At 42.2% G+C, this 12,365-nt stretch carries 8 protein-coding genes and 5 tRNA genes; 3 read left to right on the top strand and 10 right to left on the bottom strand.

The window, feature by feature from the left end:
- Positions 1-102: 102 nt before the first annotated feature.
- The 7 genes from F896_RS15630 to F896_RS15660 all read right to left on the bottom strand — a co-directional run bounded on the left by F896_RS15630 (position 103) and on the right by F896_RS15660 (position 2,027).
- Positions 103-179, bottom strand: a tRNA-Asp gene (locus tag F896_RS15630).
- Between the two features lie 40 nt (positions 180-219).
- A tRNA-Val gene (locus F896_RS15635) sits at positions 220-295 on the bottom strand.
- A 93-nt stretch (positions 296-388) separates the two neighbouring features.
- Positions 389-465, bottom strand: a tRNA-Asp gene (locus tag F896_RS15640).
- Positions 466-508: 43 nt separating this feature from the next.
- Positions 509-585, bottom strand: a tRNA-Asp gene (locus F896_RS15645).
- Between the two features lie 23 nt (positions 586-608).
- A tRNA-Val gene (locus F896_RS15650) sits at positions 609-684 on the bottom strand.
- Positions 685-847: 163 nt separating this feature from the next.
- On the bottom strand, positions 848-1,357 hold the full coding sequence (gene elsL / locus F896_RS15655) for a cell wall-recycling L,D-carboxypeptidase ElsL (RefSeq protein ID WP_016162702.1): 510 nt from the start codon (positions 1,355-1,357) through the stop codon (positions 848-850).
- Between the two features lie 304 nt (positions 1,358-1,661).
- Entirely contained in the window at positions 1,662-2,027 is a 366-nt protein-coding gene (locus F896_RS15660; protein ID WP_005150086.1) for a YbaN family protein, read from the bottom strand.
- A 100-nt stretch (positions 2,028-2,127) separates the two neighbouring features.
- On the opposite strand from F896_RS15660, the gene F896_RS15665 reads away from it, so the two are divergent.
- The 3 genes from F896_RS15665 (at position 2,128) to dapE (ending at position 4,507) form a co-directional block, all read left to right on the top strand.
- Positions 2,128-2,985 carry a DUF1853 family protein gene (locus F896_RS15665; protein ID WP_016162701.1) on the top strand — a complete coding sequence of 286 codons (858 nt, stop codon included), beginning with the start codon at positions 2,128-2,130 and terminating at the stop codon, positions 2,983-2,985.
- A gap of 121 nt (positions 2,986-3,106) precedes the next feature.
- Positions 3,107-3,250 (top strand): entericidin A/B family lipoprotein, encoded by a 144-nt coding sequence (locus F896_RS15670; protein WP_016541456.1) that lies wholly within the window; start codon positions 3,107-3,109, stop codon positions 3,248-3,250.
- Positions 3,251-3,373: 123 nt separating this feature from the next.
- Complete coding sequence (dapE, locus tag F896_RS15675) at positions 3,374-4,507, top strand: succinyl-diaminopimelate desuccinylase (RefSeq protein WP_016162700.1); 1,134 nt, start codon at positions 3,374-3,376, stop codon at positions 4,505-4,507.
- Positions 4,508-4,554: 47 nt separating this feature from the next.
- Here dapE and F896_RS15680 read toward each other — a convergent pair whose 3' ends face one another.
- The 3 genes from F896_RS15680 to F896_RS15690 all read right to left on the bottom strand — a co-directional run bounded on the left by F896_RS15680 (position 4,555) and on the right by F896_RS15690 (position 12,349).
- Positions 4,555-5,010, bottom strand: coding sequence for a hypothetical protein (locus F896_RS15680; protein WP_016162699.1), 456 nt, complete (start codon positions 5,008-5,010; stop codon positions 4,555-4,557).
- A gap of 13 nt (positions 5,011-5,023) precedes the next feature.
- Entirely contained in the window at positions 5,024-10,111 is a 5,088-nt protein-coding gene (locus F896_RS15685) for an Hpt domain-containing protein (protein ID WP_016162698.1), read from the bottom strand.
- Between the two features lie 153 nt (positions 10,112-10,264).
- Positions 10,265-12,349, bottom strand: coding sequence for a methyl-accepting chemotaxis protein (locus F896_RS15690; RefSeq protein WP_016162697.1), 2,085 nt, complete (start codon positions 12,347-12,349; stop codon positions 10,265-10,267).
- Positions 12,350-12,365 lie beyond the last annotated feature (16 nt).

Raw genomic sequence — 12,365 nt, 5'->3', positions numbered from 1 at the left:
CAAGAGAAAAATCTTCGATTTTTCTAATGGCATCTCGAATCAGAGATCAAGTATAAAGATACTTGTTAAAACTAACATTCTCTTAAACTGATATCAAGAGAATGGCGCAGCGGACGGGGCTCGAACCCGCGACCCTCGGCGTGACAGGCCGATATTCTAACCAACTGAACTACCGCTGCACTGTATTACTTCATAATGAGAAGTAAATGTCACAAATTATGGTGGGCGCTGACGGGATCGAACCGCCGACATTCTGCTTGTAAGGCAGACGCTCTACCAACTGAGCTAAGCGCCCTAAGGAATAAAAACTGATTAACTATCAATCTTTATGACGCAAGATAAAAATTATCATCTTGTATCCCAAGGTGTTCATTCTTGCAAATTTAAGTGGCGCAGCGGACGGGACTCGAACCCGCGACCCTCGGCGTGACAGGCCGATATTCTAACCAACTGAACTACCGCTGCACGATAATTTTGCAATCATGACAAACAATTATTAAAACTTAAGTGGCGCAGCGGACGGGGCTCGAACCCGCGACCCTCGGCGTGACAGGCCGATATTCTAACCAACTGAACTACCGCTGCACTTGAGTTTTAACGTAAAGGCTTGGTGGGCGCTGACGGGATCGAACCGCCGACATTCTGCTTGTAAGGCAGACGCTCTACCAACTGAGCTAAGCGCCCTTAACGTCTTCATCGTTTGTGAGGTGCATTATAGAGAATCTTTACAGCCTGTCAAACGCTTTTGCCACTCTTTTCCGAAAAAACCGTACGAATGATTAAAAAATAAGTAATTCTATCAAAAAAATGATATTTTCGTATTTTATTTAAGCACTTATTTGCATTTTCACGCTTTATTTTCTAAGGCTTGTTCAGAAATATAAACCAAAGCTTGCTCAGAGACGAGCTCAAACAGTTCAAGAATTTCATCATTTCTCATACGAACACACCCATGTGACATCGGAATTCCCATCGGTTCTGTATCAGGAGTACCATGAATATAGATATAACGTTTAAATGTATCGTGCCCTTCCCCATGATTAAAGCCTTCTTCCAAGCCATCCAACCACAAAATTCGTGACAAAATCCAATCACGTTGTGGAAATTGCTGTGCTAATTGTTGGTCATACACTTCACCCGTGGGTTGGCGTGCAATAAAGACGGCATTTTTAGGCGCATCACCACCAATCTTTTGTGCAACCTGATGCCAACCTCTTGGAGTCTTGCCACTATTCTCTTGTTCACCAATGCCATTCTTACCAGAAGAGATCACATAGAATTTATTATGTTTTGGCAAACTTAAGGTCTGTTGTGCCAAGTCAATGACAATGTCTGCCTGATCTAAGGTATAGCTCATTTTTATCTCGATAACTGATAGAACCTCTTTATTTCAACATAGACTATCGGCTTTTTCTTGTACTTTTCAGTAGTTTTAATGATTGGTGTATTTTAAATATAAAAGAACAGTATGATTTTATTCTGATCATTTAGATAGGCTAGAACATGAGGCTTTGTTTATCTTCGCTATTCGCAGCATATGAGCCATATTTGGCGCAAGGTCTTGCGCTCGGACAAAGCCTTAAAGCGATGCTTTAAGTTTGCTTAACTCGCCACTCGCAGCATAGCTGCTCGTCTTGCGCTCGGACAAAGCGTTGCTTTGTTTATCCTCGCTCAGGCTCGGGGCGTAACCACAACCACACAGCCACGATAAACATGGTGACATCGGTAAAGACTTTTACCCAAAATGGTGCATTGGTAAATAGCATCAAAATACCACTGATCAGCATCATGATACTGGCAATCCATTTCGCCTTACGCGGGACTGTGCCATGCTCACGCCAATTCCGTAAGGTCGGACCATATTTAGGATGATTTAATAACCATGCATCCATTTCAGGCCAGCCTTTCGAAGCAGCCCATGCTGCAAGAATCAAAAATACTGTCGTTGGCATCCCAGGCAGAATTGCCCCAATAATTCCTAACGTAATAAAAATCACGACTAAACTACGCCAGAATAATGTTTTCATTGAGCAATTAACCAACACCGATTTACAACCGTGCTAGTATAAAGTGTTTTTATCGTTCTTTCTTAAACTTCACTTATTATTTCAATGATTGAGTTAATTCATGCCTAACCTGATTACCACTTCCAGTTATTTTGAACCGTGGTTACAGTTTAACAACCCAATCGTACGACATTTAGCATTTTGTGTTGCCAGCCCTAATATATTGGCTCAAATTCCCAATGATCTTGATGTAAAACATCATTTTGAGCTTCATCACGATTCGATTTGGTACACTCATTATCAAAACTATGAACAGCGATTAAAGCAGCTGGATCAACAGCCTCAGCCACTGATTGATTTTCTGGCACAACTCAAAAGTACTCGTCTCGGTTTACGTTTTGAGAATTTACTCTGGTTCTGGTTATTGGATCATGACTATCATCCCTACCAACTGCTGGGACATAGTATTCAAAAAATTACAGGTTCAATCACCTTAGGTGAACTCGATTTTGTTGTACTCAATACACGAACAAATGAAATTGAGCATTGGGAAGTTGCATTAAAATATTATCTGGGTGAAAACGAATTAGATTTAGCGCAATGGTACGGCCTAAACCGAGAAGATACCTTGCATCGAAAGTTAAAACATTTTACTGAACGTCAATTTCAGTTTTCAGAAGCCAATCACCATCAAATTCAAAGAAAATTTGCAGTAATGAAAGGCCAGCTCTATCTGCCTGAAGAACAAAATAACTTAAATTTACCGTCTTGGATCAATGCATCACGGCGTTTAGGACATTGGGGAACCTATATCCCACAAACGCCTTATTACCGCCTACAACGTCATGAATGGCTCTGCCCTGATTTAGAACCATCATCACAAACAGCAGTCTGGTGGAGCAATGGCTTGTATTATCAGAACCAGCCAACACCTTCTTATTATATGTTTCGCCAACCTTCACTTTTATTTATGAAATAAAGTGAATTATTATTCTACAAATTAACATTTTATAACACATCTACCATCAAACCCACATAGTCATTTACTGTTAACTTTTTTAGCCTCTTAAGTACATCATAATTAAATTGAAATGGAGACGATGATGAAAAAAATTTTAGTTGCTTCAATCATGACTGCTTTTGTTTTAACTGGCTGTAATACATTTAAAGGTATTGGTAAAGATGTGTCTAAGGCAGGTGATAAAGTCACACAAACTGCGGAGAAAACACAAGATAAAATGTAATCACTGAAAACAACTTACCAAAACCTTATCTAAACCTAGATAAGGTTTATTTTCCCATACCTTTCTGCTGCATATTCCCCTATTATATCGGTTCACATTTCACCAGATTTAGCTACATCTCGCATGAACCATTCCGATACGCTTGAACTTAGTTTACAACTCCTTCGTCAGCCTTCTGTAACGCCTGTAGATCATGATTGTCAAAACATCATGGCAGAACGCTTGGCAAAGATTGGCTTTAATATCGAACACATGCGTTTTGAAGATGTTGATAATTTATGGGCACGCCGCGGTACTGAAAATCCAGTATTCTGTTTTGCAGGACATACCGATGTTGTACCAACTGGCCATTTAGATGCATGGAATTCAGATCCATTTTTACCAAGTATTCGCGATGGTAAGTTGTATGGTCGTGGTTCTGCAGATATGAAAACAGCTTTGGCTGCAATGGTGGTTGCGTCTGAGCGTTTTGTCGCAAAACATCCTAATCATAAAGGTTCAATCGCCTACCTGATCACCTCGGACGAAGAAGGTCCATCGATTAATGGTACAGTTAAGGTCGTTGAAACATTAGAAGCGCGTAATGAAAAAATGACGTGGTGCTTGGTTGGCGAACCATCAAGTACCAATCAGCTGGGTGATATTGTTAAGAATGGCCGTCGTGGCTCTTTAAATGCCGTACTCACTGTTCATGGCAAGCAAGGTCATGTTGCCTATCCACATTTGGCTGAGAATCCAATTCATTCCGCCTCTAAAGCACTGAATGAGCTTTGTGAAACCGTTTGGGACAATGGTAATGAATACTTCCCTGCAACCTCATTCCAAATTTCCAATATCCAAGCAGGTACTGGTGCGACCAATGTGATTCCAGGCACATTAAAAGTGACCTTTAACTTCCGTTACTCTACTGAAGTCACTGCCGATATCCTGAAACAGCGCGTGCTTAAGACTTTAGATCAACATAAACTCAATTACGACATCCAGTGGACTTTATCTGGCTTACCCTTCCTTACGCCTGTTGGTGAGTTAGTGAATGCTGCAAAAACAGCGATTAAAAATGTCACAGGTGTCGATACTGTGCTCTCAACCAGCGGCGGTACTTCAGATGGCCGCTTTATTGCTCCTACAGGTGCGCAAGTACTTGAGTTAGGCGTATTGAATGCAACCATCCATCAGATCAATGAGCATGTCAATGTCGCTGAATTAGAACCATTGGCTGAAATCTATGAACAGATTTTGGTTGAATTACTGGCTTAACCCAAAAAAACATACAAAAAAAGGAACTCAAATGAGTTCCTTTTTTATTACAGCCCAAGCTGGGTTTGTATATTTTGCAAATGGGGAACATAAAACTCATGCTCTCCCATTTTTACATATTTAAAGACTTTGTCGTCATCGGTTTCGCGCTCTTCATCCACAATCTCTGAAATACGCACACGAATCGATTCAGGCATTTCATCGCAGACCAGTGCAAATCGTTCAGAAACGTCATCCCCTTCAATCACCAATGCAACCCCTTGTTTCTGTTTGGGATCATTCACGGCATAGACTGGAAGTTTTAGATCATGCCATTCAATATGATCAATATTGGTTTGGGTATCCATTGCTGATAACACAATATTTTGTGGTAACAGCATCGGTACTTTTTGATGACATTGGATAATATATGCATCAATAAATCCCGTTGAGACCGTAATTAAATGTTGTAACTCTTGCTGGTCAATCTGCCCCAGTGCTGAGTTTGCGCTTTTCTTAGCCATTATTTTTCACCTCTTAGCGCACCGCAAGTAAGCTTTCAATATTTTCCAAGAGCGCCTCTTCTTGGAATGGTTTACCCATATACTGGTTTACACCGAGCGATAATGCACGTTCACGATGCTTCTCACCGGTACGTGATGTAATCATGATAATTGGCAAGTCACGGTGAATTTCATGATGTCGTACCAAATTCGACACCTCGAAACCATCCATACGTGGCATCTCGATATCCAACAACATCAGGTCTGGCTTAACCGTCTCAAGCTGTTCAATTGCATCCACACCATCTTTCGCGGTTACAACATCATAACCTTGACGCTCTAACAGACGTGAAGTCACCTTACGTACCGTCACCGAGTCATCGACAATCATAATCAAGCGACGCTCATCATAGCGCTGCTTGGTATAAGTCTCATCCGCTTGCTTACTGCGTGCTGTTGACTGCGCTTGTCGCGCAATATTTTGGCCATCCAAGATCAAACACACTTGACCATCACCGAGAATCGTTGCACCCGCAATCACACCAATACTTGAGAACTGTTGCCCCACCGGTTTTACAACAATTTGCCCACGCGAACCAATCAACTGATCAACCAGTAATGCCGTGGTCTGACCTTGAGCACCTTTAATCAGCAGCACAGGTAAGGAATGCACCACACCACTCAATCGTGGAATTGGCTGTCCTGCAACAAACTCAGACAAGTAACGTAAACGATAGCGCTCTTGATCAATGCTGAAGTAATCATCCTGACTTTCAAAGTACTGTTCTAAGGCCATTGGTGAGATGCGCACAATACGATCAATCTGTGCCAATGGGAACGCGAACTGTTGATCACCTGCTTTTACCATCAAGGCATCGCTCACCGCCACCGTGGTTGGTACGCGAATGGTAAAGGTTGTGCCCTTACCTAAAGTAGAATCAACACTGACGTGACCACCTAATGCCTTAATATCACTTTGTACAACGTCGAGACCTACACCACGCCCAGAAATTTGAGTGACTTGAGCCGCAGTACTAAAGCCTGGATGGAAGATAAATTGTAGAATTTCTTCCTGATCCAGTTTCTGATCTTTGGTCATCAGACCTGTTTGTAACGCTTTTTCCTTGATGCGCTTAACATCAATCCCTTTACCATCATCACTAAAGGTCACAACAACATCCGTGCCTTGACGACCAATGTTCAGCACGATATGCCCAGTTTCTGGCTTTTGTGCTTGTAAACGCTGTTCGCGGTCTTCAATACCGTGGTCAATCGCATTACGTAACATATGTTCAAACGGCGCAACCAAACGTTCAAGAATACTGCGGTCTAATTCACCTTCAGTATTATTCACCACCAGTTCTGTTGGGCGGTTTAAGGTCGATGCTGTTTGACGCACAATACGTTGTAAACGTGGCAATAGACGAGAGAATGGTACCAAACGGGTACGCATCAAGCTTTCTTGAATTTCCGCTTGAATACGAGACTGTTGTAGCAGCAAGCCTTCAGTATCACGAATCTTTTCAGACAGCGTAGTTTTGAAGTCAACCAAATCCGATGCAGATTCTGCCAAAGACTTGGACAATTGGTTCAACGATGAATATTGGTCCATTTCCAGTGGGTCAAAGTCGGCATAACGCGAGTTTTCACCACCATGTCGTGCAATAATCTGACTTTCTAACTCACCTTCCATTCGGCGTAACTGATCCGCCAAACGTTTGATCGCCAGTTCCATTTCCGTCAACGTACCACCCAACTGACCTAAGTCCATCTCGATACGTGAACGGTTGATCGCGTTTTCCCCTGACAAATCAATCATCTTCTCAATAACGTCAGCAGAAACACGGATCATTTCATTATTCTGTTCAATGCGTTCAGCGGTTTCCCACTCACCCAGCATTGATGGCGGCTCAGTGCCATCCCCTTGAACAAACTCCATCGTATATTCAGGAGTAAAGATGTCTTTGGCAGAGAGTTTCTGTGGAAGTTGTGCCGAAACGTCCACAAACTCCATCTTCTCTAAACTTTGTTTTAAACCATCAAAGTTTGCATATTGACGTTTAGAAATTGCATCCTCAAGCCATGCAAATGCAGTGTTGAGTAGGTTGTCGTACACATTCGAGTTGAAATGATGTACACCAAATTGCTCGAATGCATTTTCTAAGTGGTAGGCAATAATGGCAATCGCATCCATTTCTGCCATACGTGCACCACCTTTGAGACTGTGGGCATTACGCTGTAACTGCAACAGTAAACTACGGTTACTGCGTTGATCAAACCATTGTTTTAATAAGCCTTGTGCCTGCTCTATTAATTCTTCCGCTTCTTCAAGGAAAGTCTGTTCAACCAGAGAGCGAACATCATCATCTGCCGATACGGTCTCAGTCTCAATGGTTTGGGCTGCTGTAGTATCTTCCAGCACTTCGTCTTCGACTTCAACATTGCTAACTTGCTCTTCAAGTGCTATTGGCTGCACATCAATTTCAGCTTCGACAAGTTCAAGTACTTCTGCCTGAGTATCAACACGCTCAGTTTCATTTACTTCATCTACAGGCGTATCCTCAGCAGCTGTTTCAAACGTTGCAGGAGCAACTGTTTGATCGGCCTGTTGCAGTAGTTGTACCACATGCGTTGATGGATAATCTGTTTGCTGATCACGTATGGTTTGAATACGATCTGCAATATCATCTTGGACTAAACGAATGATCGCAATCAGTTGTGGCGTTGCCTGAATCTGCTGGTTGATCAGTTTTTCATAAATCGTTTCCAACTCATGTGCAATCAAGCCAATATGACGCGCTTGAATCATATTTGAACCACCTTTTAAGGTGTGCAAATAACGCATCAAGTTCTTTAAAGCATTAATATTTTGGTGATCGGCAGTCCATGTAATTAGATCAGCATCAATCCCACCCATCAACTCATCTGCTTCTTCCAGGAAGATATCCAACAAGTCAGGATCAAAGTCGCGGTTTGAATCACTTGATTGTAACTGTTGCTTATCCAGAGCCAACTGAGCAGCGAATGTGGTGACATCAATCGTTGCTGACACAGACTCAGTTTGGACTGGCACAACCGTCATAATCGAATCTGATGACTCAGCAACATCTTCAATTACAGCTGATGGATCTTGTAGCGTTGCTGGTACCGATTCAGTTTCAACTGGATCTGCCACAGTAGCTGTTTTCGATAAATCGGCAAGCACAACCAAAGTGTGTGTCGATGGATAATCCACCTGCTGATCACGAATGGTTTGAATACGATCGGCAATATCATCTTGGACTGAACGAATCGCAGTAATCAACTGTGGCGTTGCTTGAATCTGTTGGTTGATCAGCTTTTCATAAATCGTTTCTAATTCATGCGCAATCAAACCAATATGACGCGCTTGAATCATATTTGAACCACCTTTTAAAGTGTGCAAATAGCGCATCAAATTCTTTAAAGCATTGACGTTTTGATGGTCCGCAGCCCATGTATTCAGGTCAGTATCAATCCCACCCAGTAATTCGTCGGCTTCTTCAAGGAAGATATCCAATACGTCAGGATCAAAATCTCGATTCGCATCATCTGATTGTAACTGCTGCTTATCTAAAGCAAATTGAGCGGCTAAATCGGTACTCGCAATAACAGGCGTAGTTGCTTCTTGGAATCCGACCGTATTTGTATCTTCAACAGCCTCAGTCACTTCAACAATAGGTGTTTCCAGAGACTCAACATTTTGTTGAGTGAATGAACTTAATTCATTTAAAACAAGCTCATGCGCTTTGCTTAAGGTAACACGCTGTCCTGCAGCCAAAGTATCAAACAGTTGGATAAACTGTTGATGGACTTGGTGATAAAGCTCAAATGCATAATCAAGATTAAGTAGACTTGGTTTAAAGAGAATATCTTGATAGCTAGAACGCAACTGACTGGTGTATTGATACATCCCAATCGTTGCATGGTGATGAGTATGCTGTAACAAGGTTTCAGCTTGCTGGCTGAGTAACTGAATATATTGAGGGAACTCATGACGTGCACGTTTTTCAAAATCAAACTCAACGTCTAAGAGATCATTAATATTGAGTTCAAGTAACTCAGAGACTAAACCTTGTGGTCGAACGGTGTTCCCATTCTTTTCTTCAAGTTGGAAATCGTAGCTATCCCAAGCAACATTGAAGGTCTGGTAGATTTCATCAAATTTCCGCTGTGGAGCTTGCTGTTTCAAAGTGTGTAAATAGTCACGTACAAATTGAGCATAATGTGTCAGCAGAGCCGTTTCATCTGAGCTTGAATCCAGCTCTTCTTGTAATAATGTTTTAAACAGATTCTCAACTTTTGAGCTGGCCTCAAACACATGATCAACCTGCGCCATGGCAGAGCTACCACGTAAGGTATGTAATGCTCGAATCAATGTATTATAGTGATCATTACTTGGGCGGTCATTTATCAAGAATTGATCAATCGTGGCAAGATGTTCTTCGGCTTCTTCCAAGAAGATGGCCAAAGTTTCCTTCGCAAGAACCTCATCATCGGTATGAACTGTTGTCTCAGTTGCAAGAGATTCGACTGCGATAGTTTCAGGAACAGTTTCTTCAACTGATTCGGCATCAGCCCATTCAAGGCCTGTCAGTACATCATCATGCGCCAGATCAGTAGCAAGCTTAAATAACTCGGCCAATGCTGGCTCAGGACTTTGCTGTTGTTGTAATTGTTGTCCCAATAAAACCAGTGGTCTGAAATCGATGAGATGACTTCGAACTGCTTTAAAATCATGAATCAGTTTAAAACGGTAAAGATTGAAAACTGCTTGTATATAGCGTTGGATATCGGTATTTAAGGTAATCGTACCCGCAATCACACGATTTAAAGTATCTTCAACCGTCCACGCCAACTCTCCAGACGACTTCGCCCCCACCATTCTTCCAGACCCTTTCAGTGTATGGAAATGGCGACGAATATCGGTGAGCACATCTTGCTGATGTGGTTGTTCCGTCCATTGAACTAATAATGGTTCTAACTCAACAAAGATCTCATCTAATTCTTCAATAAAAATTTCAAGAATCTCTGCATCTTGTTCAAGATAACTGTCTTCAGGAAGCGTCATCGTTTCAACTAACGTTTTTAATATTTGTTTCATAGCTGCTTCTTTCGTTTTTATCCACCAACGTGGGTAAAAATTACGCCTATCTATCACACAAGATGTAGTTACATTTCGCCATCACCTTGTTGAGATATCCAACATCTCTAAAAATGGAAAGACAGACACCCCCATCTGCCTTTCCAATTCGGTTTACTCAGGTAACTTAAAGTCAGTTACCGATTCACGTAATGATTCAGCCATGTTTGCCAACTCAGAAACTGAGCGCGCTGTATCAAACGTTGCAGTTGTTGTTTGTGAAGTAATTTCCTGTACGACATTCATCGTAGTTGCAATATGACTGGCAGATGCAGACTGAAGTTTTGCTGCATCCGAAATGCTTTCAATCAGTTTTGCCAAGTCGCCGGATACAGTCTGAATCTCATCCAGTGCAATTCCCGCATCTTTTGCCAAGTTCGCACCACGTACAACTTCCGACGTGGTTTGTTCCATCGAAATTACGGCTTCGTTGGTATCTGTTTGAATGGTTTTTACTAAGCTCTCAATCTGCTTGGTTGCTGATGCAGAACGTTCTGCAAGACGCTGTACTTCATCGGCTACGACCGCGAAACCACGACCTGCTTCACCTGCCATCGATGCTTGGATCGCTGCGTTTAATGCCAAGATGTTAGTTTGGTCGGCAATATCGTTAATCAACGAGACAATGTTACCAATTTCTTGAGAAGATTCACCCAAACGTTTAATACGTTTTGAAGTCTCTTGGATCTGTTCACGAATATGATCCATACCTTCGATCGAACGGTTTACCACTTGCGCACCATTGGTTGCAATTTGCACCGAACGTTGTGCTACGTCAGCAGATTCAGATGCGTTGGCAGATACTTGGTCAATTGACAATGCCATTTCGTTCATCGCCGCTGATGCACCTGCAATTTCTTGCGCCTGATGTTCAGAAGCTTCTGCTAACTGGTTGGTAATACTCTGAGTATCTTGGGTATAACGTGCAACTTCTTGCGAGGTATCTGTAATTCGAGATACAAGGTCACGTAACTGGTCAATCGCGAAGTTAATCGAGTCGGCAATCGCACCGGTAAAGTCTTCCGATACTGTTGCGTAAGAACGTAAATCACCATCCGCTAAGTCGGCGATCTCATCCAGTAAACGTAAAATCGCGTTTTGGTTACGGTCATATTCGTCTTGTAGACGCGTTACACGTTCTTTATCTGTATTACTACGTAATGCAAGTAATTGTAATGCTGAGAATACAAGTAAGCCCAAAGCGCCAATCAGTACAATACCTGCAACAACGTTATCCCAACCGCCTTCGGCTTTATTTGATAAATCATTGAGTGAAGTTAAAAGTTCATCGGACTGAGAGAAAATTTGTGAAGATGCCTGACGTACACGAACAATCTGGTTGGCGTTTTGCAATACCGTTGCTGCCGCAGATTTCAATACGGCGTCATAATCAGATTTAATGCTGTCTACAGATTCGCGCAATGCTGCTGAACTGATGCGGTCTACACCAAGCTCTGAGCTACCATTTAACTGTGCATTTAAATACACACCAAAGGTATCAATATCGGCACCAAAGTCATTCGCTGACACGTTTGAGTTGTCCGTACCGACCAATACCGAGTTGATCGAACGTAAAATACGTTCTGCAATGAACACTTGGTTCTTGGTGATAATTACCTGACTACTCGGCATGTTTTCACGAACCATCTGGTCGACCATCAAGTTATATTCCGCCTGAATCTCAGGAATGGTTTCACTGATCGAGATGTTGGTATCGTAAAGCTGGTTAATAACTTTTTGTTGCGATGCAATCAGGTCAATATTCTTGGCAACAGTATCCCAAAGGCCACTGACCTTCTTGTACTCATCAGAGCCTTTACCGTACACACTCTCAACAGTGTCTAGGTTTTCAGCAAACTGCTTCTCTGACTCGACCAATTTTTTCATCGCTTCTGGCGTACCAGATGCAGTTGCTTCAGTTGCTTGACGCGAAATCGTTTGCGATAACAAACGCAATTCACCCAAACTACGGGTCAACTGGTTTGAACGCGGAACACTCACGAATAAGTAAATTAAGAGGATAACTGCAAGGGCCAAAGCAATTAAAGCACGATAGATAATCGGTTTCGATTTCTCTGTTTCACCGAATAAGCGTGAAAACTGGTCAAGTTGCGCTTTAATATTATCTAAAAACGCACCACCTTTTTTCAGCCCTGCACTATCGCCATTGCCGTTCTTTTTTTTAAGTTTAAAGCCCATATCAGCTTCTCCCCTG

Origin of the sequence: Acinetobacter genomosp. 15BJ (assembly GCF_000400715.1) — a bacterium.
Taxonomy (GTDB): domain Bacteria; phylum Pseudomonadota; class Gammaproteobacteria; order Pseudomonadales; family Moraxellaceae; genus Acinetobacter.
Note: the sequence above shows the minus strand (reverse complement) of the source record. Positions and strands in the feature narration are given on the sequence as shown.

Coding starts and splice junctions, on each gene's coding strand:
- F896_RS15680 (WP_016162699.1), bottom strand. CDS start 5,010: ATGGCTAAGAAAAGCGCAAACTCAGCACTGGGGCAGATTGACCAGCAA.
- dapE (WP_016162700.1), top strand. CDS start 3,374: ATGAACCATTCCGATACGCTTGAACTTAGTTTACAACTCCTTCGTCAG.
- F896_RS15685 (WP_016162698.1), bottom strand. CDS start 10,111: ATGAAACAAATATTAAAAACGTTAGTTGAAACGATGACGCTTCCTGAA.
- F896_RS15660 (WP_005150086.1), bottom strand. CDS start 2,027: ATGAAAACATTATTCTGGCGTAGTTTAGTCGTGATTTTTATTACGTTA.
- F896_RS15690 (WP_016162697.1), bottom strand. CDS start 12,349: ATGGGCTTTAAACTTAAAAAAAAGAACGGCAATGGCGATAGTGCAGGG.
- F896_RS15670 (WP_016541456.1), top strand. CDS start 3,107: ATGATGAAAAAAATTTTAGTTGCTTCAATCATGACTGCTTTTGTTTTA.
- F896_RS15665 (WP_016162701.1), top strand. CDS start 2,128: ATGCCTAACCTGATTACCACTTCCAGTTATTTTGAACCGTGGTTACAG.
- elsL (WP_016162702.1), bottom strand. CDS start 1,357: ATGAGCTATACCTTAGATCAGGCAGACATTGTCATTGACTTGGCACAA.